The sequence below is a fragment of the Marinomonas sp. G8-14 genome (assembly GCF_055808935.1).
Genome location: NZ_CM147891.1, coordinates 1751659 through 1775909 on the forward strand (window position 1 = coordinate 1751659; position 24251 = coordinate 1775909).

At 42.7% G+C, this 24251-nt stretch carries 22 protein-coding genes and 1 pseudogene; 12 read left to right on the top strand and 11 right to left on the bottom strand.

Going from position 1 to position 24251, the window contains the following annotated elements; all coding sequences use genetic code 11:
- Positions 1-57: 57 nt before the first annotated feature.
- From AC0L6V_RS08975 to AC0L6V_RS08990, 4 genes are read left to right on the top strand one after another with little or no spacing between them, the layout of a single operon-like run.
- Positions 58-192 carry a hypothetical protein gene (locus AC0L6V_RS08975; protein ID WP_265219116.1) on the top strand — a complete coding sequence of 45 codons (135 nt, stop codon included), beginning with the start codon at positions 58-60 and terminating at the stop codon, positions 190-192.
- Complete coding sequence (fepD, locus tag AC0L6V_RS08980) at positions 182-1198, top strand: Fe(3+)-siderophore ABC transporter permease (RefSeq protein ID WP_265219114.1); 1017 nt, start codon at positions 182-184, stop codon at positions 1196-1198. The genes AC0L6V_RS08975 and fepD overlap by 11 nt, the downstream gene beginning before the upstream one ends.
- Positions 1195-2208, top strand: a complete 1014-nt coding sequence (locus AC0L6V_RS08985; RefSeq protein ID WP_265219112.1) for a FecCD family ABC transporter permease — start codon at positions 1195-1197, stop codon at positions 2206-2208. Before fepD ends, AC0L6V_RS08985 begins: the two co-directional genes overlap by 4 nt.
- Positions 2208-3056, top strand: coding sequence for an ABC transporter ATP-binding protein (locus AC0L6V_RS08990; protein ID WP_265219111.1), 849 nt, complete (start codon positions 2208-2210; stop codon positions 3054-3056). The genes AC0L6V_RS08985 and AC0L6V_RS08990 overlap by 1 nt, the downstream gene beginning before the upstream one ends.
- Here AC0L6V_RS08990 and AC0L6V_RS08995 read toward each other — a convergent pair.
- Genes AC0L6V_RS08995 through AC0L6V_RS09005 form a run of 3 tightly spaced genes read right to left on the bottom strand, consistent with a single transcriptional unit; the run spans position 3053 to position 4362 of the window.
- Positions 3053-3397 (bottom strand): enterobactin/ferric enterobactin family esterase, encoded by a 345-nt coding sequence (locus AC0L6V_RS08995; protein ID WP_418138945.1) that lies wholly within the window; start codon positions 3395-3397, stop codon positions 3053-3055. The two genes, AC0L6V_RS08990 and AC0L6V_RS08995, sit on opposite strands and share 4 nt — an antisense overlap.
- Positions 3375-3803 carry an alpha/beta hydrolase-fold protein gene (locus tag AC0L6V_RS09000; protein WP_418138946.1) on the bottom strand — a complete coding sequence of 143 codons (429 nt, stop codon included), beginning with the start codon at positions 3801-3803 and terminating at the stop codon, positions 3375-3377. The genes AC0L6V_RS08995 and AC0L6V_RS09000 overlap by 23 nt, the downstream gene beginning before the upstream one ends.
- A 49-nt stretch (positions 3804-3852) precedes the next feature.
- Positions 3853-4362, bottom strand: coding sequence for an enterochelin esterase domain-containing protein (locus AC0L6V_RS09005; RefSeq protein ID WP_418138947.1), 510 nt, complete (start codon positions 4360-4362; stop codon positions 3853-3855).
- Positions 4363-4538: 176 nt separating this feature from the next.
- Here AC0L6V_RS09005 and fepB point away from each other — a divergent pair, with 176 nt between their 5' ends.
- The 7 genes and pseudogenes from fepB to entS all read left to right on the top strand — a co-directional run bounded on the left by fepB (position 4539) and on the right by entS (position 15799).
- Positions 4539-5579 (top strand): Fe2+-enterobactin ABC transporter substrate-binding protein, encoded by a 1041-nt coding sequence (gene fepB / locus AC0L6V_RS09010; RefSeq protein WP_265219107.1) that lies wholly within the window; start codon positions 4539-4541, stop codon positions 5577-5579.
- A gap of 27 nt (positions 5580-5606) precedes the next feature.
- Positions 5607-6641, top strand: coding sequence for an enterochelin esterase (fes, locus tag AC0L6V_RS09015; RefSeq protein WP_418138948.1), 1035 nt, complete (start codon positions 5607-5609; stop codon positions 6639-6641).
- A 250-nt stretch (positions 6642-6891) separates the two neighbouring features.
- The gene (locus AC0L6V_RS09020; RefSeq protein WP_265219105.1) at positions 6892-7113 is read left to right on the top strand and encodes an MbtH family protein; all 222 of its coding nucleotides are present in this window, start codon (positions 6892-6894) and stop codon (positions 7111-7113) included.
- A gap of 14 nt (positions 7114-7127) precedes the next feature.
- Positions 7128-12451: pseudogene (locus tag AC0L6V_RS09025) on the top strand (amino acid adenylation domain-containing protein).
- A 7-nt stretch (positions 12452-12458) separates the two neighbouring features.
- Positions 12459-14513: a thioesterase domain-containing protein gene (locus AC0L6V_RS09030; protein ID WP_418138949.1), complete on the top strand. Its 2055-nt coding sequence runs from the start codon at positions 12459-12461 to the stop codon at positions 14511-14513.
- Between the two features lie 136 nt (positions 14514-14649).
- A complete protein-coding gene (locus AC0L6V_RS09035; RefSeq protein WP_418138950.1) occupies positions 14650-15000 on the top strand; it encodes an MFS transporter in 351 nt (116 codons plus the stop codon).
- On the top strand, positions 14951-15799 hold the full coding sequence (gene entS, locus AC0L6V_RS09040; RefSeq protein ID WP_418139082.1) for an enterobactin transporter EntS: 849 nt from the start codon (positions 14951-14953) through the stop codon (positions 15797-15799). The genes AC0L6V_RS09035 and entS overlap by 50 nt, the downstream gene beginning before the upstream one ends.
- A 436-nt stretch (positions 15800-16235) precedes the next feature.
- Here entS and AC0L6V_RS09045 read toward each other — a convergent pair whose 3' ends face one another.
- From AC0L6V_RS09045 to AC0L6V_RS09080, 8 genes are all read right to left on the bottom strand, one after another.
- Positions 16236-18218 carry a TonB-dependent receptor plug domain-containing protein gene (locus tag AC0L6V_RS09045; protein ID WP_265219102.1) on the bottom strand — a complete coding sequence of 661 codons (1983 nt, stop codon included), beginning with the start codon at positions 18216-18218 and terminating at the stop codon, positions 16236-16238.
- A 164-nt stretch (positions 18219-18382) separates the two neighbouring features.
- On the bottom strand, positions 18383-19141 hold the full coding sequence (gene dhbA, locus AC0L6V_RS09050) for a 2,3-dihydro-2,3-dihydroxybenzoate dehydrogenase (RefSeq protein ID WP_265219100.1): 759 nt from the start codon (positions 19139-19141) through the stop codon (positions 18383-18385).
- Positions 19138-19308: a phosphopantetheine-binding protein gene (locus AC0L6V_RS09055; protein WP_321160318.1), complete on the bottom strand. Its 171-nt coding sequence runs from the start codon at positions 19306-19308 to the stop codon at positions 19138-19140. The genes dhbA and AC0L6V_RS09055 overlap by 4 nt, the downstream gene beginning before the upstream one ends.
- Entirely contained in the window at positions 19286-20023 is a 738-nt protein-coding gene (locus tag AC0L6V_RS09060; RefSeq protein WP_321160317.1) for an isochorismatase family protein, read from the bottom strand. Before AC0L6V_RS09060 ends, AC0L6V_RS09055 begins: the two co-directional genes overlap by 23 nt.
- Positions 20024-20035: 12 nt before the next feature.
- Entirely contained in the window at positions 20036-20911 is an 876-nt protein-coding gene (locus AC0L6V_RS09065; RefSeq protein ID WP_418138951.1) for an AMP-binding protein, read from the bottom strand.
- Complete coding sequence (locus AC0L6V_RS09070; RefSeq protein WP_321160314.1) at positions 20895-21677, bottom strand: AMP-binding protein; 783 nt, start codon at positions 21675-21677, stop codon at positions 20895-20897. Before AC0L6V_RS09070 ends, AC0L6V_RS09065 begins: the two co-directional genes overlap by 17 nt.
- Positions 21674-22291, bottom strand: a complete 618-nt coding sequence (locus AC0L6V_RS09075; protein ID WP_265219419.1) for an isochorismate synthase — start codon at positions 22289-22291, stop codon at positions 21674-21676. The genes AC0L6V_RS09070 and AC0L6V_RS09075 overlap by 4 nt, the downstream gene beginning before the upstream one ends.
- The gene (locus AC0L6V_RS09080) at positions 22278-22850 is read right to left on the bottom strand and encodes a chorismate-binding protein (protein ID WP_265219099.1); all 573 of its coding nucleotides are present in this window, start codon (positions 22848-22850) and stop codon (positions 22278-22280) included. The genes AC0L6V_RS09075 and AC0L6V_RS09080 overlap by 14 nt, the downstream gene beginning before the upstream one ends.
- Before the next feature lie 267 nt (positions 22851-23117).
- Between AC0L6V_RS09080 and AC0L6V_RS09085 the strand changes: the two genes are divergently transcribed.
- The gene (locus tag AC0L6V_RS09085; RefSeq protein ID WP_409419699.1) at positions 23118-24218 is read left to right on the top strand and encodes an ABC transporter substrate-binding protein; all 1101 of its coding nucleotides are present in this window, start codon (positions 23118-23120) and stop codon (positions 24216-24218) included.
- Positions 24219-24251: the final 33 nt, after the last annotated feature.

The window sequence follows — 24251 nt, forward strand, 5'->3', positions numbered from 1 at the left end:
ACAACTCGTTCTCATCTATATAATAACGCGTTCTTTTTGGTCTACAGGATTTTAGACATGGTTCACGTTATGACTCACTTAAAGCAAGTTTTCGCTGTTGGGGAAGATACTTTTCGTTTGGACTATTACAGTGCCACCAACTTACTAAAACGATTACAGGCCTTGTTTGGACATAATCACCATGACCAATAATACAACACCAGCATCAAAGAACAGGCGATATGCTTGGCTACTCGTCTCGCTATTATTTTTGCTTATTATCATGGTTGCCAGCCTATGCATTGGAGCAAAACCCATTAGCATCGACACGCTATGGGGCATTTTTACAGGCAAAGAGCATGGGCTGGCGAAAACCATCATCATTGAAGGGCGCTTACCGCGTACATTAAATGGGCTGTTTGTCGGCATGGCGCTTGGCACATCTGGCGCACTGATTCAGGCAATTACCCGAAACCCTTTGGCGGACCCTGGCATTCTAGGGGTAAATTTAGGCGCCAGTTTAGCCATTGCGATTGCCATCGTCTTTTTGGGGGCGACTCAACTCACTGAGTTTTTTGGCTACGCGGCCCTTGGCGCTTTTTTAGCCAGCTTATTCGTGTATTTTGTTGGTAGTATGGGGGGCGGAAAATCAGATCCACTAAAACTCACATTAGCCGGTGTTGCCATTGGTGCCGTATTTGGTGGCATTAGTTCTGGTCTGACACTCTTTAACCCTAGTGCATTTGATCAGATGCGTTTTTGGGCTATTGGTAGTTTAGATATTCGTTCGCTATCTGTGCCGTTGTTTATAGCGCCTATTGTCATGGGTGGTTGTTTATTGGCTATGTCAATTACCCCTGCCCTCAATGCATTTGGTCTGGGTGATTCTTTAGCCACGGCCCTTGGCAGCAAACCAGCACGGATTCAGTTACTCGGCCTAGTTGCCGTTACTTTACTCTGTGGTGCGGCAACCGCTGCCGCTGGCCCTATCGGTTTTGTTAGCCTGATGATGCCACACATTGCTCGCTGGATGGTGGGACCAGATCAACGCTGGATTGTGCCATTTTGCTGTATTTTAACGCCCACCTTGCTGTTATTCGCTGATATTATTGGACGAGTATTAATCGCTGGTGAATTAAGAGTCTCTATTGTCACGGCGTTTATCGGTGCTCCTATTCTTATTTATTTAGTGCGTAGAAAAGGAGCCTCAGGATTATGAGAATCGATCGAATACCGCCCCTAAACATTAGCCATTTTGTCAGCCATCATCCAAAACACATGATTTGTATTTTTACGCTTGCCATGGTGTTCGCCACACTATTTTTTGGTAAACACATTACCGAAAGCACCCACGACATTTGGTTACTTCTCACGGGGCAAGCAGACACTTATCAATCCATTGTTGTCTGGCAATGGCGAGCGTCACGATTGTTTACCGCTTTAATCCTCGGCGCTGCGCTAGGCATTAGCGGCGCTGTATTTCAATCCTTGGTTCGCAATCCTTTGGGCAGCCCTGACATAACAGGCTTTAATGTGGGTGCCTTTACAGGGGTTTTACTGTCTATTGCTTTATTCGGCAATCTTTATTGGTTAAGTGTGTTTGGCGCTATTCTTGGCGGTCTTTTTTCTGCTCTTCTCGTCTATATTTTTGCCTATAAAGGAGGGCATTCTGGTTTTAGATTAATCATTGTGGGTATCGCTATTAGCGCCACTCTCTCAGCCTTTAACCAATGGCTAATACTCAGCGTATCGCTGGAAACGGCAATGACCGCGGCATTATGGAGTGCAGGCACACTGAACGGCATGACTTGGTCACGCATTTTACCAGCAGCCATGTTGATTACGGCCTTTATCTTTTGTGCGTTTTTACTCAACACGCGTATGAAGCTACTTGAAATGGGAGACGATACCGCGGCGGCATTAGGGATTTCAGTGAATAAAACCCGCCTTATGCTGATGTTTGTTGGTGTTGCCCTAACAGCGGTGGCCACCGCGATAACAGGACCGATAGCCTTCATCGCTTTAGCCGCCCCTCAGATAGCAAGACGACTAGAAAACAGCGCTGGGGTTTCGTTAGGCTCATCTGCTCTAGTTGGGAGCTTACTACTATTAAGCGCTGATTTTATCGCGCAGCATATTTGGGAAGACTCAACCTTACCGGTGGGACTCATCACGGTCAGTTTGGGTGGCATTTATCTAGTATATTTGATTATTCGGGAAGGAAAATAATGACGACGACAACCATGGCACGTAAACAAATAAAGCAAGACACTACGGCTTCTCAAGCTTTGTCTGCACTGTCATTATCAACCCAATCGATCACGCTAAGTTACGACCAAAACATTATCACCGAAAATCTATCAATCGATATACCTGAGGGAAAATTCAGCATTATTGTCGGCCCAAATGGTTGTGGAAAATCCACCTTATTAAGAGCGCTAAGTCGACTGTTGCCACCCAAATCAGGACAAGTATTACTCAACAGCCAAAATATTCATCAACTACCGACCCGTGATGTGGCAAAAGTACTGGGGCTATTACCACAAAGTGCGATTGCTCCAGATGGTATCAAAGTCGTTGACCTAGTCGCTCGTGGGCGCTTTCCACATCAAAAATGGTTTCAACCTTGGCGAGAAGAAGACCAAAAAGCCGTGGATGCCGCCATGCGAGCCACAAACATTTCTGAATTGGCTCAGCAAAATGTTGATCAATTGTCTGGCGGACAAAAGCAACGAGTTTGGGTAGCCATGGCGCTGGCACAGGAAACACCATTACTCCTATTAGACGAACCAACAACGTATTTGGATATTGCCCATCAAATTGAACTACTGGATTTATTTCAAGACTTAAACCGCAAACAGGGACACACTATGGTCGCCGTTCTACACGACCTAAATCATGCTTGTCGATACGCAGATAATCTAATCGCTATGAAAGCGGGCAAGATCGTCGCAACTGGCGCCCCAAATGATATTATCAATGAGACTCTCATCCACGAAGTCTTTGGACTTCCTTGCCTTATTCTTGAAGACCCTGTTTCGGGCACGCCATTAGTCATTCCCAAAGGACGTGGCTAATGTTGGAGGGGTGCTGGCATTAAAAATAACAAGCCTTTTATTAAACCTGAGCGCCAAGATAACCAGTCATGACCTCCATGAACTAGCTCGAACTTAACGTTTCCACCTTTTTGATGAATCGCTTGATATGTAGCGTTGTTAAGATGGCACATTCCCCTCTCTCCTGAACCTACATTTTGATAGATTTTCAGGTGCGAGACATCAACTTTATCCTGCAAAATCTGCTCGGTAATACTATTAGCAGGTACAGGATTAAATGGCACGGCGGCAGCATCTAGCATCAAGGCTTTGTTAGGCCACCAAAATGAGCCTGACAGGCTAATAACTTTTGAAAAAAACATAGGAAAATAAGCACTCGCATATAAAGAAGAGAGCCCCACCTAAACTTTGTCCCGCCACCAGCCGATCAGAGATACCACGACCATCTACTTCCATTAATGCTGAAACCTTAGGCAATAAATCAAACACCACAGCAGACCAAAATAAATGTGAGCACCCTAGCTCTTGCCAACGAGTTTTCGAATCGATGGAAGCGATCAGTAAATAATGCGCTGGAGCGATTTGCCTTATATCGGTTAAATACTGCAATACAGACAAGGTACCACTCGCCTCTCCCCAATTTTCGCCATCAAGTAGAATAACCAATGGCGCATGACCGATGGATGTAGAAAACAACCAACAAGATCTTCGATTGGTCAAATCTGAAGAGTCCCAGTCAATAACACTAAGTCGATCTTTGTTAACCATACTAAGACTTCCCTGCTCCCACTCTTGCCACCCCAACTCTAAGGGGGCGTTAGGCATATGTAGCGGCGAGGCTCAATCCCCAACCAGATTTGACGTGAGGCAATCGATTGAATGGATCAAAAGTTTGCTGCTTTGCAACATCAATCCACCAAGAGCGCTGTGCTATCAAAGAGCCATCACCACGATCTCGTACTACATCGGGCAACTGGTGTCTTTCAATAGGAATAAATGAATAACTTCCGCGCCATTGCGAATGTACCTCCAATACACCAAACCATACATCTGTGCCTGAGTGCCGCTGCAAACAAACAGGCGTCCAACTGTGATGATCCGTGATGGAATTGACATCAAGCAATACACTCGCTGCAGTTGATGCGATTTCATCGCCTTGCGGGTCTCGCCACAAAAACAGCACTTTTCTAGTTAAACCGCCATCCTCTAAAAACAATGGAGTTCCTAAATTGGCGATTTTTTCCCACCATTCAGCGGTACCAATACCATCATAGGCCACTCCTCTAGACTGCAACAGTGATCTAATCTCTATCATGTCAGCCAGCATTTTTCGTCTTATCCTCTGCTCACAAAAATTTAAAAATACAACATCACTAACCTTCTAATAATTCAAACGATAGAAGATTAAGAAAAATGTAAATATAAAATAACACATATGATAATGATTATCATATGTGTTATTATTTTTCCCACTTTGCCATCTTTTTCACTTAGGATTTCCAAATGCTACAGAAGACAGCACAAACCTTTCTTTCACTCTGTTTAATTGCAGTATGCTCGTTACTATCAGCCTGCAATGACAAAGCAGAAAATGATCAACATACTGATTTAAGAACGCAATTAAAGATAGATGAAGTACATAAAGAAGCTTCCGGGTGGCCAAGAACTTTGATGACGAGCAAAGGTCCTGTGACGTTAGACAAACCACCTAAACGCATTGTTTCCACCAGTATCAGCATTACCGGAACTTTATTGGCAATCGGAGCCCCTCTTGTAGGAACAGGAGCAACCATCCCGAACACCAACATATCCGATGACGATGGTTTTTTCACTCAATGGGGCGAATTAGCAAGAAGCCGTGGCGTAAAATCACTTTATCAAACAGAGCATAATGCGGAAGCAGTTATTCAAGCCAACCCTGATTTAATAATCATCTCAGCAACGGGTGGCGATTCCGCACTTAAGCTATACGATCAACTAAAAGATATAGCACCAACTGCGGTCATTAACTATGGTGACAAAAGCTGGATGGAACTCGCTCAGGAGTTAGGTAATTTTATTGGTCTAGAAAGTAATGCCAGTAGTTTGGTAAATGAATTTGATAAACAAATTGAGCAGTTCAAAGCAAACGCATTGCTACCTCCTCAACCAACAACGGCCGTAGTCTATTACCAAGACGGAACAGGAGCAAATATCTGGACGCCAGAATCAGCCCAAGGGCAACTCCTAACAAAACTTGGCTTTAGTTTAGCAACTATTCCAGATTCAGTTCGTGGCGACATCAGTATGGGCAAACGCAATGATATTGTTATTGCCAGTGGCGAGCGCTTTCCCGATGCGATAACGGGGAACACCTTATTATTATTCGCAGCAGAACCCCCTCAAGAAAGCGTTGTTAAAGAAAACACTTATCTAGCTGAAACCTCACCAGTACGTCTTAACTCTATTTATGCTGTTGGTAATGACACCTTTCGTCTTGATTATTATAGCTCCAGCAACTTGATAAAACGTCTAACAAAGTTATTCGCTAAAGACGATAGATAACGTCACTTTTCCATGCCGAAGAGAATCATGACAAATACTAATCACCCCATGAACTCGCTACTACAAACTCAAGACGTAGGCTCTACGTTATGGTGGGAACATATTCAAAAAATAGGTACTCCCTTACTACAGCCGAATGTAAGCGATCAAGACTGCTTGGCTACATTCCTATGGAAAGATAGTGCTGGACCAAATTCCAATATTGAAGCGGTATATATCGATCTTTATTCAAAAACACCACACCCCACGAAACAACTAACATGTTTTTCACATATCAAGGGAACGGACGTTTGGTATTGGGAAACATCATTACCAAAAGATTGGCTAGGCAGTTACTTTCTCATGCCAGCAAGCAAAGAACAAACGCCACCAGACAACAAGGATCCACAGGCTATTCGTCAATGGTGGATTAAGTTAATGGGAATAAGTGCGCAAGCCGACGCTTTAAATCCAATACCGCCTCATAGCAATGGAAACAATATTAGCTTGTCTGCCATTTCTTTAAAAAATGGCAAACAAGACAACACTCAGCGAAATGCTAAGGAAATACAACAAGCTCCCACACACACTAGCCTATGGCATAGTGAAATATTAAATAACTCGCGTCGGATTTGGCTACATAAAACTGGCACTAATACAAAAAATAACCTGCCCGTAGTATTGCTCTTTGATGGTCAATATTGGGCAACACAGATGCCAATTTGTTCTGATTTAAACACTCTTACTGCAACCGGTGAATTACCTCCAGCCTTGTATGTGTTTATTGACTCGATCAACTCGTCATCTCGCTACCAAGAACTTGGTTGCAATACCGACTTTTGGGAAGCCATTGAGCAAGAGTTACTACCTTGGGTAAGTACACAATTTTTAATTACCGATGACCCACACAAAACAATCGTTACAGGACAAAGCCTCGGCGGTCTGTGTGCTGTTTATGGTGCATTAAAACGTCCCCATCGGTTTGCATGTGCCATCAGCCAGTCTGGCTCTTTTTGGTGGCCAAACGTAGATTCTACACCAGGCCAAGGTGAGCTTATTCAAGAGCCTCATAGCACAAGGTAAGTGCTCAACGCCTATACGATTTGTAATAGCAGCAGGCTGCTATGAACAGGACATGTTAGAAGTCAGCAAAGTAATGACAAACACCTTAAAAAACACAGGCCATCATGTTCGTTTCGAAGAATTTCGGGGCGGGCATGACTGGCTATGCTGGCGACAAAGCTTACTGCAAAGCCTCAGTTTCGCATTCAGCACCTAATAATTTATCCACTCTATAAAAATTGCTTATCGAGTAATACAAGGAAAGAAATATATGAAAAGCACTCAACACCTCAACCCGTTCGATAATGAAGCGTTCAATTTTCTTGTACTGCAAAATCAACATGGACAATACAGTTTATGGCCTGAATTCGCTGCCATTCCAAATGGTTGGCAAACAATTATTGGCCCAATGTCGCGAGCCGAATGCATTGACTATGTAGAGCAACATTGGACAGCAATTAACCCCTTTAAACACTCAGTGCTAGAAGGCTGATAAGGATTTTCACTATGCAACCTAAAACTTTCCCACTGACCAAGACACAGCAAGGTATTTGGCTAGCTGATCAAGTATCTGAAGACAAAAACATTTACACCATTTCTCACTGCATAGAAATAAAAGGTGACATCAATATTGACTACCTTGAGCAGGCAATTCGTACAGCTATTTCTGACGCAGATACTGTCCACGCTCATTACCTTGAAAACCTTCAGCAATCCATTACAACGTATACTGTTGCGACACTTCCCCTAAAAGTAGAAAAGCTGGATTTTACCCAATCGAAAGATGGGCGTAAAAAAGCGTTTGCACTTATGCAAGAAGACACGAATAACGATCTTCCTCTTAAGAACAACGACAATTTAACTTTACAAAGGCAAATTTTGATATGTATTCAAGAAGAAGAAAAAATAATTTGGCTTTGGTATCAGCGCTACCATCACATTATGTTGGATGGATTCAGTTTTACCGCATTAACTAAACGTGTTGCCGATATTTACCAAGCTTTATGTTCAGAGCAAACATTTGATAGCTCATTTTTTATTTCAGTATCCAAAGTGATTGAAGAGGAGCAAGCTTATCAAGCTTCCAAAAACTATCTGAACGACAAAAGTTTTTGGTCAGATTACTGCGCTGCGTTACCTTCTCCGGTCAGCCTAACAAACAAGGCTGTTACCAATGAAAAGCGCTCGTCGAACTTGCTTCATTCCATCGCACCTATATCCTCTGACAATTTGCTAAAACTAAACGCATTCGCTCAACAAAAAAACACTAGCACTGCCGAATTGTTAATGAGTCTTGTTGTAGCATATCTCTATCGATTCACAGGACAATCAGAACAAGTTATTGGTATGCCATTTATGCGTCGCTTAGGCTCTGTCGCTATTTCTTCCGTCGCGCCTATGGTCAATGTGTTGCCAATGCTCATTACTGTAGATAACAACCTAACATGGCCTCAGTTAACAAAAAAATTCAAGCAATCCCTAAAAACAATTCGTCGTCACCAGCACTACAGCGCAGAACAAATTCAGCGAGATTTAAAAAAAGTTACATCCTCAGGACTTTACAACACTCTTATCAATTACAAACAATTCGACTATGAACTCGATTTTGCTGGAATGAAAGGTATCACTCATCATCTAGCAACAGGCCCAGTGGATGACTTTGAATTTAGTATCATAGTTGAAGCTGACAGAACGTATTTTGAATTAAGGGCCAATGACGAACGATATGATCAAACAACATTGGAGCAACACTCTCATCGATTGATCAGCATGTTAGAAAATTGGTTATCAGCCCCAGAAACAGAACTGGCCAAACTTTCAATACTACCAACAGATGAGTACCAAACCGTAATTGCATGGGGGCGAGGTCGTGAACTTACACCGAAAAACACCAACAATATTTTAGATATTTTCTGGCAACAGGTTGCACAAAAACCCCATGCAACCGCTCTCGTCTGCCGCAATCCCGATCAACAACAAGAAACTCGCTTGACCTTTGAGGAGTTGGGGCGGGCAATAAACCGTCTTAGTCATTTTTTATTAAATCAATCGTTTACTAGCAAAAATGCCGTTATTGCCAGTGCTATGCCTCGTAGCGCAGATACTGTCATCGTCATGATGTCGATTTTCAATATTGGAGCAACTTATCTGCCATTGGATCTAGATTATCCAAAAGAACGCATGGACATGATGTGCGAAGATACGCAACCCGTTTTATTATTGAGTCACTCCAGCGTTCAACTATCACTTAATATCCCAACCATCTTGATTGACGATATAACGTTTATCGAAGAGTTGAAACAACAGTCCGAACAACCGCTTACCAAAACAGACCGTCCAACGCCATCCGGGAATGACATTGCTTATGTTATTTTTACGTCAGGTAGTACGGGAAGGCCAAAAGGCGTGATGAATACCCATGGCGCCATGTTGAACTTATTACTCTCTCATCAAGAGTCTATTTACAAACCAGCACAACAGATCGTAAAAGAACGCTACCCAAATCGCGCTCTTCGAGCGGCACATACTCATTCATTCTCTTTCGACTCATCCTGGTTACAGATTTTTTGGCTCATCCAAGGCGAAGAACTCTATATTTTCGATGAAGAAACACGCCGTGATGCCTATGCAATTGTAGAAGAAGTCCACGATATTCAAATTGATGCAATGGATTTACCGCCTTCATTATTAGCTCAACTACTAAATAACGGCCTGATGAACCCAACCTCTCGCCTTTCTCAACACCAGCCAAGTTTGATACTCATAGGTGGTGAAGCCTGTCCTACAGCTCTTTGGCAACAGCTAAAAAGCTTCCCTCTTCTAACCGCTCATAATTTATATGGGCCGACAGAATATACTGTCGACACATTACGAGCAGACTTAGCACAACACGACAGACCAGTCATTGGACGACCAATATCCAACACCCAAACTTATGTTCTCGATACCTATCTTCAGCCAGTCCCCATAGGTGTTGTCGGTGAGTTATATATTTCTGGTGCTGGCTTGGCACAAGGATATTTAGCACGAGCCGAACTGAGTGCTACTCGCTTTATTGCTAATCCTTTCAGTAACACTGAATCTCGTATGTATCGCACTGGAGACCTCGTTCGTTGGAGCCAAACCGGCCATATAGAATTTGTGGGGCGGGGTGATGATCAGGTAAAAATTCGAGGCTACAGAGTTGAGATAGGCGAGGTAGAAAATGCGTTATCTCTACTTGATGGTGTAGAAAGTGCCATCGTTATTGCAGAAGCTGCAAACAATAGTCATCGGCTACTCGCTTATTGTGCCGCACCTAGCATATCTTTCGATAAGCAATCGTCTTTCGGACAAACACTGCTATCAGAATTACGAAGCTCCCTCCCTGACTACATGGTGCCGTCTGCAATACATGTCATGACAGCCTTTCCTCGCAACGTCAGTGGCAAAGTTGATAAAAAAGCCTTACCTAAAATAGACGCTAAAACATCGTCGTCCTTGTTCATAGAGCCCGAAAATGACAATGAAAATTGCCTCTGCGAAACCTTTTCGAAAGTATTAAAAATTAGCCAGGTTAGCGCAATTGATGATTTTTTCACCTTGGGTGGCGACAGCATTAGCGCCATTATGCTCTGTACAGAGCTGAGACAAATGGGTTACACACTTCGTCCTAGCCAAGTGTTCAAGCTGCGAACTCCAAAAGCCTTAGCAACAGAAATAAATCAAACAATACACCATCAAAAACCAACCAACACACCATTGCAAGTTCATTGGGACATTTCAGAGGAACAGCATAAGCTACTAGCCAATAACTATGAGACCATTGCAAACATTGCCGACGTTGCACCACTTTTACCACTACAAAAAGGCATGTTATTTGAGACCTTGATGGATTCTAGTTCGGGCAATTATAACGCGTTTACAAGATTAAACTTTAAAGGCGAAGTTGATCATATTAGATTACAAAATGCACTAAACTCTCTATTAATTCGTTATCCACAGTTAGCTGGCGCATTCAATCATGAGCTGTTAACTGAGCCTGTTTTTGTTATTCCTAATACAAAACAATTAAATTGGCCTCTGAGCACCCATGACCTCAGTCATTTATCTAATGAAAACCAAACACAAGCCTTAATTCAGCTAGAACAAGAACTACTTCAAGTACCACGCAAAACAGATATCTTTGCGGGAATGATTCATGCAGCTCTTGTATATTTAGGAAAAGAGAAAAATGACCTCATCTCGGAAGGTCCAACTCATACACAAGCATCAGAATCAGCGCTTATTTTAATTGTTCATCATCTTGTCATTGATGGTTGGTCAACGCCGCTGCTCTTACAAAGCCTGTTAGAAGCTTACCAACAAAACACTCAACGTCTCCCCCTTGTAAAACCTCTTATGCAGAAGTTATTAAGCAGTTATATAATCGAGATCAACAAGCCAGCTTGCATAAATGGCAACAGGTGATGTATCAGTCTCACCCCTGCATATTGTTTGAGCAAGAACAGGATGAGGTTAGCGAATTTGAGTTCTCATTAGATCATCAAACAAGTAGTCAACTTACGACTCAACTAAAAGAACGCGGCGTAACACTGAATGTGTTCATGCAAGCTCTTTGGGCACAATCTTTGAGCCTATTATCAAGTAGAGAAGATATTATTTTTGGCTCTCCGGTTTCAGGACGAAGCAGCGATGTGGCTGATATTGAAAATCAAGTAGGCTTGTTCCTAAATACTTTACCGATACGGGTAACATTGGATCCAACCAAATCCTTATGGGCACAGTTACCTGTTATGCAAGAGCGTCATATTGAACTTTTGGAACACGACACCCTTGGCCTTGCTGACATTCAACAGATCACTGGCAATCAAACATTATTTGACACTCTTCTCGTCGTTGAAAACTACCCAGATAATGAGTATCTCGACACCCAATTAGAAGGTAAAGATGGTAAACCACTCAATGTGTGCAATATTCATAACCGTGGCTATAGCCATTATCCTTTAGCACTATTGGTTTTACCCGGCGATAAAATTTCATTTCTAATTGAAAATCGTGGCGCTCTGAGCGATTCGGAAGTAAAGAACCTTGCGAATAGAATACAGCAAACACTAGAAACGGCACTTCAAGAGCCAGAACGCCCATTATGCCAATACCCAAGTATTAGTATTCAAGAATCACAGTTCATTGAGTCCATCAATACTACAGAGCATTCCATCCCAGACTTAACGTTACAACAGGCCCTAGCACAACAGGCCAAAGCGACACCAATGGCACCATGTCTTGCTGACGAAAGCCATCAATTAAACTATCAAGAAGCCCGCCAGCAAGTCCTACAACTGTCACGTAGTTTACGTAACCAAGGCGTGAAAGCAGGCGATATTGTCGCTGTTGCCTTACCAAGAAGCTGCAATCTTAGTTTAGCAATTTGGGCAATCATTGATGCTGGAGCGGCCTATCTACCATTAGACATCGGCTACCCAGATGATCGACTTGCTTACATGCTTAACGACGCAAAGCCTGTTTTACTCATTACTCAAAGTGAGCAAAAAATACGCTTTGAAGGGCCAAACTATGACGTTAAATATCTGCTATTTGATGAATTATTCATAGACGACCACAACACAGACACATCCCCCATAGCTACTGAACTTATCACTGGTAAGCATCCTGCCTATCTGATTTATACATCGGGTACTACAGGCCGGCCAAAAGGCGTTCTCGTTTCCCATCAAGCCATCATCAATCGTATTTTATGGATGCAGGATGAATATAAGCTCTCTATTGAAGACGTCATATTGCAAAAAACCCCTTGCAGCTTTGATGTATCGGTTTGGGAGTTTTTCTGAGGCTCCAATGATTGGTGCCTCCTTAGTAATGGCTCCGCCAGAAGCACATCGTGATCCTGAACTGCTCATGGAAACAATCGATAAATTCTCTGTTACCACTTTGCACTTCGTCCCCTCAATGCTCGCTATTTTCACCGATAGCAAACAGAGTAACAGACGTAACACAAAAACCTGCTCAAGCTTAAAACACGTCTTTTGCAGTGGTGAAGCCTTGTTAAAAGTTCAAGCTCTCGCTTTCAAAGCAAACTTTGGTGCAAAACTGCATAACCTTTATGGCCCGACTGAAGTCGCTGTTGATGTGACCTATAAATCCGCTTATGAAGACATACTTTCTAAGGGGCAAGGAGTCGCGATTGGTAAACCTGTATGGAACACCCAACTTCGTATTCTCGATCAATATTTACGTCCTGTACCAATAGGTAGCACTGGTGAACTTTATCTTTGTGGCGTGCAATTAGCCATTGGCTATTTAGATCGTCCAGAATTAAATTGCACGCGCTTTATTGCCGATCCATTTGGGCAACCGGGTGATCGAATGTATCGTACTGGAGATATTGTTCGTTGGTTAGAAAATGGTGATGTGGAATATTTAGGAAGAGTCGATAACCAAATCAAAATCCGTGGACAGCGCATTGAACTTGGTGAAATAGAAACACTTCTTTTACAACAAGACAGTGTGTCACAAGCGGTTGTCGTTGCCAAAACACTAACAAGCAGTAATGAGAATACCACAGGGCAGGATAATCGACAGTTAGTGGCCTACTTGGTATTAGATCCTATAAAGCAATACGATGAAACAAGCATTAAATCTGCCTTATCAGACGAACTTCCAAGTCACATGTTACCAGTGGCTTATGTGTGTATAGAGTCATTACCACTAAGCGCCAATGGCAAGCTGGACCGAAATGCTTTACCAGAACCAAACCTACTAGAAAATAGCGCAAGAAATACGTCTTTACGTTCCCCCTCCATTGGATTGGAAAGTCACTTAGCCGCTATTTTTGAACGACTTTTAGGTGTCAAAAACATTAGCGCTGAAGACGATTTTTTTGCTCTTGGCGGGCATTCCTTACTTGCGATGCGGTTGGCTGCTGATATCCGTCGCGAACTGAAACACTCCATCACTGTTGGGCAAATCATGGTAACTCCTACTGTTACCAAGCTTGCTCACCTTTTAGAGAAAAATGCACTACAGCACGGCCGAGAAAAATTGGCGGAAATTCTGGCTGAGGGCAACCAAAATTTAATGGATACCAATAGTGGCTTTAGCGATTTAATTTATCTTCGCGAGGGACAAGGTGCACCATTATTCTGTTTTTATCCGGGATCTGGTTTTGCTTGGCAATACAGTGCTTTATCACGGTACTTAACGGGCACTCAACCTATCATTGGCCTGCAATCACCAAGACCCAACGGACTTATAGCTAGCAGTACGAGTTTAGAAGAATTAATTGAAAAACAACTCACTATTATTCGTCGTGAGCAAGAACATGGCCCCTATTATCTACTAGGTTATTCACTCGGTGGCACCGTCGCGTATGGTGTTGCAGCAAAACTAAGAGAGTATGGAGAACAGGTTAATTTTCTCGGCCTATTAGACACCTACCCAGCCGAAGTACATGACTGGGATGATCCGAAAGGAGAGGAAGCAGCAATGGGAGCAGAGCGGGAGCAAGCACAATTATTAAGTAACGCAATTGGTGGAACGGAAGAAAAACTTGATCATTCGGCTCAGCAAGAGCAAGACCAGATGTTAGAACAAATCTTTGCCAACTACAAAGATGCCGTTCGCTTACTCAAAAAAGCATCAACGCCATTTTATGATGACAAATTAAGCATTTTTATTGCCGAAAAGTCCTTACCGGATTACATCAACCCTAAAGAAAATTGGCTAACATATGCTAAGCACTCTTATTTCTATCCTTTACCAAACTGCAGTCATGAAGACATTCTGTCGCCTGGGCACTTAAAATCGTTAGGCCCATTATTAGACAGACTGCTCAATAATTCATCCAAAGACACACCAAATAACCAATCAAATTCATCTGCAGAGTTTGTCTAATAACCTTAAATAAAAGAGAGAAAAACGTGAGCGACACCCAAAAAAATCAATGTTCGTGGACTTTAGCCTATTGGCAACACACCAGAATTTTCGCAATGTTTTTATTGCTCGTACAATATCCATTCTAGGATTAGGCATGCTATCAGTCGCCATCCCAGTACAAGTTTACTCTTTAACCAATGATAGCCTACAGGTTGGCATTGTCATGGCTTTAGAGGGTATCGGAATGTTCGTAGGACTTTTATTAGGTGGGGTTTTAGCGGACATATATGAACGCAAAAAACTCATTCTTTTAGCTCGTGGAACGTGTGGTTTAGGCTTTGTCGCCATGGCAATCAACGCTTGGTTACCTGATCCTTCTTTATGGGCGATTTACGTTCTTTCTATCTGGGATGGTTTTTTCGGAGTCTCTAGGTGTGACGGCATTAATGGCTTGTATGCCTTTTATTGTTGGCAGAGAAAACCTCATGCAAGCTCGCGCCATTAGTATGGTAAGTGTACGTTTAGCAACAGTTATCTCTCCTGCTGTCGGCGGTATTATTATTGCTGTTTCTGATGTAGCTTGGAACTATATGATTGCAGCCATCGGAACTGGCATAACCTTAATAGCGCTTCTATCTTTACCAACGATGCCGCCGAAAGAAGTAACAACTCACAATCCGCTGAAATCATTATGGGATGGTTTTTCTTACCTATTTACCAATAAAATTGTTGCCAGCGTTGTCATCATGGGAACACTCGTTACCTTAACAACGGCAATCCGTGTACTCTTCCCCGCTCTTGCCGACACAGTATATGGTGGTGGTGCTTGGACAGTAGGCTTAATGTATTCAGCGGTTCCATTGGGCGCAACTATGGGTGCTATCATTAGTGGCTGGGCAAATCATATTGCAAAACCAGGTTTGGTAATGATGCTTATCAGCCTCGCAGCTTTTCTCTGTTTAATGGGAATTGGCAGTACGACCTATTTTCCTCTTGCACTCATCCTTCTGGTAACCTTTGGTTACCTTGTATCTATTGCCTCATTACTACAATATAGCTTTGTACAAGGCCATACTCCTGACCATTATTTAGGTCGCATAAATGGCATATGGACGGCTCAAGATGCCTCTGGTGATTCTATAGGAACACTTTCTATCGGTGCATTAGGAAAACTACTCTCGTCATTAGGGAGTATTTTTACTTTTGGTGCCGTCGCTATGGGATTAGGAGTAATATTATTAGCTTGCTTAAAAACACTAAGAACTAGCCCTCTGAATGACCCCAACATAATTGAGGAAAGTTAAGTAGTCTTATTAAACGAATGTATATAAGCCTTCCTATGTGGAGGCTTTTTTACTAATAAAAATCTCTACTAGAGCCGTACTTACGAGGCTCATGCACATTTTATTGTGCTGGCTCACTGTTAACTATCCTGCTCTCAAGCAAAAAATAGATCTGACTGAACATTAGACTTCACGCCATTTTGCACACTCACCTACCCATACATTGCCGAATCAGGTTCACTTTCGTAGTGTACCGTTCACCTCCTATGGCTTCCTTCAGCCCTGCCGTTGGCCAGCAACGTCCTCGCGATTCGGACTCTCTCCCCCCAGTCGGGGTGAGACAGGTTTCTTTCAACCTGACGGGTTTGCCAGCTTCGCTAGGCAAACAAAAAAAGCGTACATGCCAAAACATATACGCTTTTTTAATCATTTATACCTTTTTAATCATTTAAACTTTTTAAAAGTTGTATGCAGCACTAACAAAGTAATTACGACCTAACTCATAAGTCGTATAACCAGTATCTTCTTCGTCTAAACGAACATCACCAATATTCTTAATACCAGCTCGAAGTGTTAGGTTTTCAGCAACATCAGCGGTCAAACCAATATCAGTACGGTAATACGAAGGCAACGTACTGTAAACATCACCCACACCAGAAACCCAAGTAGAATACTGCATACCAGATATGTAACTAACCGAAATATAGGTTGCCAATATATCGGTCGCTTGATAATCAAATGACAAACTTGCTTGATGCTCTGGACGGCCAGTCAATTCGGTTTTTACCCCAGCAGAATCTTCGGCTTCAGTATCTAGATAAGTATAATTAGCCTTTAAAAGAAGATCATCAGTAAGTGGCGTTGATGCACTTAATTCAAGGCCCTGTGTCATGGCTGTTGCGACATTAATCCATTTTGCAGAATTGGCATCGCCATTACTATCATAGCCAACTTCACGTTCAATCAAATTATCGATATCATTTCGAAAAACCGTCGCCGTTGCATTGAATTTTTTCGAATGATAGTCAGCACCAAATTCATAACTCACACTAGTTTCAGCTTCTAAATCTGAGTTACCTGACAAAGTACAGGCTCCGCCGCAACTTACAGTTCGATATTCTTCGCTTAGTTTACTCACCTCAGGGGCTTTAAAGGCTTTGGTAACTCCACCTTTTAAAGTCAGTGAATTGGTCACGTCATACACAAGGTAAGCTTTTGGCGAAAAGTTATTTCCATAAATATCATGATTATCTACACGCCCACCTAAAGTGAAAACGAGCTTATCGGTCAACGATATTTCATCTTGAGCAAAAACACCGTACTGATCTACGTTATATTCACCTGAATCCAAAAGCGTATAACTATTTTTTAACTGTTCATTTTGGTAATCCACACCAGCCATAAGAGCATGCGCACCAATTAGTTTGTTCGCATAACCTTTTGCATAAGTGTTATTTGCCTCTATACCAGAGTGGGCTTCTGGCTCGTCATATTGAGAGTTATAGTCATATATATCACTTTCTTCACGTTTAATATAAGCAGTAGTATTTGCCCAATCCCATTGTCCTTTATGAGTTATAGCTAAATCCTTACGTGTAATTTCTTGCTCACGTGTAGCACCTTTTGTATTAAAAGTTTGGTAAGGGCGTTCATCATGGTTATAACCAAAATCCACATCAACTTCTTGGTTGTCTGCAACATTCCAAGTCAAAGTAGAAACCAAGTTTTGTGCATTTTTCTTTTCACGTAACGGTGAGACATCTTCGTCATTGGCAAACCAAGCCTTCTGTCTTAAATCTTCGACACTCACAGAAAGAGCCATCTTATCACTGATAGCTCCCATTCCAGACACACCTAACCGATATTGGTCACCGCCTTCACCAGACTCAATTTTACGCATTTCCGCACTGGCAGTTCCTGTCCAACCAGCATCATCTTGCGGTCTTTTAGTAATAATGTTTACCACGCCACCAATAGCATCCGCACCATACAATACTGACATTGGGCCACGGATAATTTCAATTCGCTCTATAGAATTCAACGGCACACTGTTGAAATCAGTATCACTGCCTTTATCAAAAGCACTGCCAGCGGAAACACGTTTGCCATTTACCAATAAAACGGTGTATCCGCCATCCAAACCTCGAATCCGGATGGAGTCACGACCAGTTTCGTCGCTAAAATTATTAACGCCTACTGTGTCTCGGAGTAAATCAGCAACACTGCTTACAGTAGATTTGGCAATATCATCTTTCGTTACTACTGTTGCAAAAGCAGGAATATCCTCAATTTTTTTAGCTTCCATTGTTGCTGTAACAACCAGTGTATCTAGCTGCTCAGTATCTTCAGACAAATTAACTTCATTATCTTCACTTACCGCAAAGCTCATCATTGGAATAGCAGCCAGCATACTGACTATTAGTTTTTTCTTGGCAAACATAAAACTGTATCACTCCTAATATAATTTAATAGCTCACAACAATGCAATGTTATTGCGAATCATTTTCATTATCAATACATTTTATATTAATTTGTAAAAATGTTCATTTATCAAGGAAGGTTGTAATAAAATTAATGTCATTATTACCAGATATAAGACTAGGATTAAGCATTCAACGTCGCTCCACCATCAACCACTACATCTTGCATGGTGATATGGTTAGACATATCTGAGGCAAAGAATAGAACGACCTGAGCAATATCGGTGGGCTGAGCGATTTTTCCCAATGGAATACCAAGCTTATATTGTTCAGGAAAGCCTTTAATGGTGTTTTGCTCGGCATCCTCATGGGTCCACAACATGCGCTGCATAGGCGTATCGGTAGAACCTGGACAGACTAAATTACACCGTACACCATAAGGCGCTAGCTCTAGTCCAGCCGTATGACTTAACGCAGATAACGCGGCTTTTGATGCACAATAAGCCGCCATATTTTGACGCGGCACTTTTGCAGCATTCGAGCTAATGGTAACAATCACCCCACCCTGCTGACGTTTAAACGTCGGCATGGTATGTTTTATCATTAAAAACGCGCCACCAGCATTGACGTTAAAACACGCTTTGAAATCTGCAAAGCTGGTCTCTTCTAAGCTCCCCAAACGCAATATTCCCGCTCCATTTACCAACACATCGAGTGTGGGAAAATCTAACAGTACGTTTTTAACCGCATGTGAAACCGCATCCTCATCACTAATATCAAGCGTTACACAATCAAAATCATAAAAGGCGTTATCAAATGACAAGTCAAAACCCATCACCTTGGCACCCAGAGAAACAAATTGATTAGCAACTTCTAACCCTATTCCTCTGCCAGCACCCGTTACCCAAACTGTCTTTCCAGAAAAATCGAGCGGATTGATCATGCGGCACTCTCACTTTTACTTTGAATGAGCTTCCACCAACCATTAAGTGTTGCTGACGCTGCAAGCTCTTGAAAAGAGACATGAATCCCTTGCTCCTTCCATTTAGACACCAGAGACATGATTTGAATAGAGTCCAGCCCATAGTCAATGAGGCTCTTCGTCAGCATCAAAATCTTGTAGATCCTCTTCGTCCAAAAAAGCAAAAATTTGCGCTTTAAACTGCTCATAATGCAGTAGATTATTGGCTAGATCAGTGGCAATAAGCACGTCTTTAGTGGCTATCACTCGACCCGTTCGACCGCCGGTATAGACCAATGCCTGTCGATGCTCCTCCTCACTAAAGTCAGCAAGTGCATCCCCTATCATAAAAGGTTGAATATCACGCATAAACGCATCAGCGGCCGTCATCATGCAGCCGATATGCGCATAAACACCACCAATCAATAGCTGATCACGGCCCCAAGACTGCATCAGCTCTTGAAGATTAGAACGATGAAAAGCACTGTAACGCCACTTCACCAATACCGTATCTTGTGCATCTGGCGTCAATTCTTCGACAACTTGTTGTAACTCAGGAAAATCGTTTAACCCACTTCCCCACATATCGTTCAGCAACGCCCTGTCCTCAGGCTTTTGATTGTTGGGTTGCGCGGTATACACAACAGGAATGCCATTCGCACGGCAGTAAGCCTTGATAGCAGCAAGGTTCTGTTTCAATGTTTTTATTAAGTCTGACTCGGCATCATAAAAACGCAAAAAATAAGCCTGCATATCATGAATCAAAAATACTGCACGCTTTGGTTCTAATACCCAATTCACTTTTTGACTGGGAAACGAATCAGAGGTTGGCATAGGGTAAGAAGATATTGTTGGAATGCTCATAATGGTCCTTTTTTATAAAGTGTTATCTTGTTGAGGAGCAAGTTGTAGACGCTGACGAATCACCTCGCGCAATGCGACCTTGTTTGGTTTGCCAACGGGTGTAAGAGGAAGGGAATCAATAAACTCAAAGCGATCCGGCACTTTATAGTCGGCGACACCTAGCCCTCTTAAATATTTGCGTAGCGTGAGACTTTTCATGCCGTGACTCGCGGTTTTCGGCACAATAAAAGCGCAGCTTTTTTCTCCCATCATGGTGTCTGGCATCGAGACCAGAGCACTGTGCATAATCAGCTCATGCTTCAACAGCAGATTTTCAATTTCTTCTGCCGCAATTTTTTCACCACCACGATTGATTTGATCTTTATCGCGCCCAACAACGGTCAAATAACCGTTGTCATTTCGACATACTAAGTCACCAGAATGATAAAAACCGTCATCATCAAACACCTTGGCATTATGTTCTGGCGCATTGTAATAACCACGGATGGTATACGGGCCACGAGTCGCTAACTCACCAACCTCACCATTCGCCACCTCCTCACCTTCTGCATTCAGCACTTTCACCTCGTCAAGCGAACACATTGGACGGCCTTGCGTGGTCACTATTGTGTCGAGGTCATCATCCAATCGCGTGTAATTCACTAACCCTTCTGCCATACCGAGGACCTGTTGCAATTGGCAGCCAAGTACGTCTGGCACTTGTCGAGCCAGACTTTCACTTAATTTAGCCCCACCAACCTGCATTAGCTGCAATGAAGACAAAGCCGCTTTATTGGACGGTGCTGCCTGTAACCACAAAGCCAACGCTGGAGGAACCAAAGCGGCAACCGTGACTTGATGACGGGCGATTAGCTCAAAACACGTGTTGGCATCAGGACTTGGCGACATAACCACGCAGCCACCCACATGAAAAACGCCAAACGCACCTGGAGAGCCTCATTGGAAAATTATGCGCACAAGGCAAGGCGCATAAATACTTTGTATCCGCCGTTAAATGGCAGATTTCCGCACTACGACGCACACTAAAAAAGTAATCATTATGAGTTCTGGGAATGAGCTTTGGCGTCCCAGTACTACCACCGGATAATTGAAAAAATGCAACCTCGTCTGCCGCGCTGGGTGATGGTGTTAATACTCGACTTGCGGATGAGTGAAGAATAGCGTCTAGGGATTCTGCCCATTCAGATTGACCAACGAGCAGAACATGCTGCAATGCATTTGCAGACATCGTCAGCGCTTTAAAAAAGGTACTGTCTTGAAATAAGGCGTGTTCGTTACTTGCGATGAGGATCTTTGGCGCTATTTGTTCGGCGTAGGCGGTTAATTCATTTCGGTTATGGCTAAACAGTGCATTAACCGGCGCTACCCCGAGGCGAATTAACGCAAAAAATACCACATAAAACTCCGCAATATTAGGCAGCTGTACCAAAGCCGTATCGCCTGTTCGCAAACCAAGATCCTGTAAATAAACCGCTAATAGCTTAGATTGATAACAAAGCTCTTGATAGCTCAGTGATCTTTCTCCACAAATGACCGCGATGTTGTCTTGTAGTGCATTATCAATTAGGTCAATCAAAGGCCGATCAGTCCAATAACCTTTTTCTCGATACAGTTTGGCAAACGATTCAGGCCAAGGGGTATATGCAATACTCATATAACATCTTCCTTTATTCCAAATGCATTCAGCATGGTGCGCATTTTTGCGCTGGTTTCTAACCACTCACTTTCAGGGTCTGAATCAGGCACAACACCAGCTCCAGCAAACAAAGTGGCCTTATTGCCTGCCACTTGCGCACAACGAATCGCTATGGCCCATTCGCCATTTCCTTGAAAATCACACCAGCCAACCAAACCGCTGAAACAACCACGCTGGTGTGGCTCCAAACACCTAATGTAATGTTGCGCATCAAATGTTGGTGTGCCACACATTGCCGGTGTTGGGTGGACATGTTTTATTAAATCAAACATGGAAGGCGGATTAGTATCAGACAATGTGCCTTCTATCTGTGTTGATAAATGCCACATCGTTGGCGTTGATATAAGGCTGGGGTGTTCCGGTACAGATAACTGATCAATCAATGGTGAGAGCGATGATCGAATGGCCTCTACCACTAGGCGATGCTCATACTGATCTTTTGAAGATTTAAGAAGCGTCTCGGCCGCCTGACGGTCTCTATCTGGACAGTCTAGACGCCTAGCAGAACCAGCAAGAGGATTGGAAAAAATTCTGTTACCCTGCTTGCGAAGTAACAGTTCAGGTACTCGCACCAACTAATACCTCCCGCTCAAGTGGCACGCTAAAATGATAAGCATTAGGGTTTTGTGCCATGATATTTGACAACAAACGCGGGATATCAATGGCCCGATCTAAGGTTAATGTCAATATTTTTGACAACACCACTTTTTTCAAAGGGCTGCTGTCAAAAATAGACAAAGCCTGCTCAACCATTGCCACAAAATTACCGTGACTTGGCGTAAAATTTTGCTCCATTACCCGGTGAGAAAACGCCTCATCTATAAACGGCGACAAGCTATAGCCTAAAGCGGTTATTCGCTCCGACCAGTCCGGTGCCATTAATTGAGTTGGCTGCGTCATGTCAAAAGGGATTGCCCCAACCAAAATAGGATTAACTATCCCCCTGTTACGTTCCCTTTTAAAAAGAGCCTGTACTTCTTGGTGAAAACTGGGGGATAAAATAGGAACACTAAGCCGTTGGCTAACACCGTTGCCCCGCACAAGATTGCTATTTGAATTAAATAGAAATACATCATTTTGAGATTGATTTGTTACTAACGAATCAGCATAGTCTGGGAAAGTGATGTCCATAAGAGCCTCCACAAATGATAACCATTATCATGCAATATATTAGAGCTAATGATAATCACTTGCAATTAATAGCATCATTGAAAGGGTGTAAATTTTTTGTCATCGATCAATAAATGTGACTTTAATACCCATTCATGATGACATCCCCATCTACCATTAAGTAATGATTCTTAAATACACCTCAAATCTTAATTAAAGTTCTTGATAATTTCTGGCCTATCAGTAAGATGCCAAACAAAAATCATTCTCAATAAAAGGATACGGTTGATGGCTCTACGTTCGCTGCTTACACTGGTATTAGGCTTATCTACTTTTGCAGGTTCACTGGAAGCAAAAGTAACGGTTATTAATGATGTATTGGATAGGCAAGTGGAGGTAGATCTACCTGCTAAGCGCGTGATATTAGGTTTCTACGCTGAAGATTATATGGCAATCGGTACAGAAAAAGCCTTTGACCATGTAGTAGGTCTGTCTCGAGATACTTGGGAAGGATGGCGCCCAGCGAGTTGGAATCTTTACACGGAGTATCGTCCATCTTTAAAAGATATACCTGACATAGGTGAAATAGAGGCGCAAACCTTTTCCATTGAAAAAATATTGAGCCTTAAACCTACCGTCATTCTATTAGCGGATTGGCAATATCAGGGGTTAGGAACGGATGTGGATCGTCTTGAAGAAGCCGGTATTCCAATTGTGGTTGTGGATTACAATGCGCAAACGCTGGATCGCCATATCAAAAGTACTCAGCTCATTGGCCAGTTAACAGGACAAGAAAAACGCGCTAAAGAAATAGCCGATGATTACCAGCAAACTATTGAATCCACCCTAGAAACAATACAAGCTTCAAATTTACCAAAACCTCGCACTTACGTCGAGTTTGCCAATAAGGGACCAGAGCAATACAGCTTTACCTTTGGCAAAAACATGTGGGGAGCGCTGATTACCATGTTAAGTGGTGATAATATTGCCGCGCCCTTTGTTGAATGGTGGGGACCTATGAATCCAGAGCAAGTCTTGGCCTCAAAGCCTGAGGTGGTTTTCCTTAGTGGCACCGAATCTGGCATAGAGGGTAATGCACTTCCTATGGGACAGGGAATTGATCGAAAACTCGCTATTTCACGCTTAAAAGGATTTACGCAACGCCCTGGTTGGACTCATATGCCAGCCGTGGAAAACAACAGGGTTTTTGGACTGTATCATGGAGCTTCTCGTACTATTCTTGATGCTTCTATGGTTCAGTTCATGGCAAAATCCATGTACCCAAGCTTGTTTAAAGACGTGAACCCAGAACAAAACTATTTGGATTTTTATAAGAAATACCTTCCGGTTACCCCAATGGGTACTTTCACCGTCAACATTACGGAGTAAAATCTGTCAGGATACGTTCCAACAGATAGATAA

Bases quoted from the DNA above. Each gene is read 5' to 3' on its own strand.
- AC0L6V_RS08975 (WP_265219116.1), top strand. From the start codon at position 58: ATGGTTCACGTTATGACTCACTTAAAGCAAGTTTTCGCTGTTGGGGAA.
- fepD (WP_265219114.1), top strand. From the start codon at position 182: ATGACCAATAATACAACACCAGCATCAAAGAACAGGCGATATGCTTGG.
- AC0L6V_RS08985 (WP_265219112.1), top strand. From the start codon at position 1,195: ATGAGAATCGATCGAATACCGCCCCTAAACATTAGCCATTTTGTCAGC.
- AC0L6V_RS08990 (WP_265219111.1), top strand. From the start codon at position 2,208: ATGACGACGACAACCATGGCACGTAAACAAATAAAGCAAGACACTACG.
- AC0L6V_RS08995 (WP_418138945.1), bottom strand. From the start codon at position 3,397: ATGTTTTTTTCAAAAGTTATTAGCCTGTCAGGCTCATTTTGGTGGCCT.
- AC0L6V_RS09000 (WP_418138946.1), bottom strand. From the start codon at position 3,803: ATGGTTAACAAAGATCGACTTAGTGTTATTGACTGGGACTCTTCAGAT.
- AC0L6V_RS09005 (WP_418138947.1), bottom strand. From the start codon at position 4,362: ATGCTGGCTGACATGATAGAGATTAGATCACTGTTGCAGTCTAGAGGA.
- fepB (WP_265219107.1), top strand. From the start codon at position 4,539: ATGCTACAGAAGACAGCACAAACCTTTCTTTCACTCTGTTTAATTGCA.
- fes (WP_418138948.1), top strand. From the start codon at position 5,607: ATGACAAATACTAATCACCCCATGAACTCGCTACTACAAACTCAAGAC.
- AC0L6V_RS09020 (WP_265219105.1), top strand. From the start codon at position 6,892: ATGAAAAGCACTCAACACCTCAACCCGTTCGATAATGAAGCGTTCAAT.
- AC0L6V_RS09030 (WP_418138949.1), top strand. From the start codon at position 12,459: ATGATTGGTGCCTCCTTAGTAATGGCTCCGCCAGAAGCACATCGTGAT.
- AC0L6V_RS09035 (WP_418138950.1), top strand. From the start codon at position 14,650: ATGCTATCAGTCGCCATCCCAGTACAAGTTTACTCTTTAACCAATGAT.
- entS (WP_418139082.1), top strand. From the start codon at position 14,951: ATGCCTTTTATTGTTGGCAGAGAAAACCTCATGCAAGCTCGCGCCATT.
- AC0L6V_RS09045 (WP_265219102.1), bottom strand. From the start codon at position 18,218: ATGTTTGCCAAGAAAAAACTAATAGTCAGTATGCTGGCTGCTATTCCA.
- dhbA (WP_265219100.1), bottom strand. From the start codon at position 19,141: ATGATCAATCCGCTCGATTTTTCTGGAAAGACAGTTTGGGTAACGGGT.
- AC0L6V_RS09055 (WP_321160318.1), bottom strand. From the start codon at position 19,308: ATGCTGACGAAGAGCCTCATTGACTATGGGCTGGACTCTATTCAAATC.
- AC0L6V_RS09060 (WP_321160317.1), bottom strand. From the start codon at position 20,023: ATGAGCATTCCAACAATATCTTCTTACCCTATGCCAACCTCTGATTCG.
- AC0L6V_RS09065 (WP_418138951.1), bottom strand. From the start codon at position 20,911: ATGTCGCCAAGTCCTGATGCCAACACGTGTTTTGAGCTAATCGCCCGT.
- AC0L6V_RS09070 (WP_321160314.1), bottom strand. From the start codon at position 21,677: ATGAGTATTGCATATACCCCTTGGCCTGAATCGTTTGCCAAACTGTAT.
- AC0L6V_RS09080 (WP_265219099.1), bottom strand. From the start codon at position 22,850: ATGGACATCACTTTCCCAGACTATGCTGATTCGTTAGTAACAAATCAA.
- AC0L6V_RS09085 (WP_409419699.1), top strand. From the start codon at position 23,118: ATGGCTCTACGTTCGCTGCTTACACTGGTATTAGGCTTATCTACTTTT.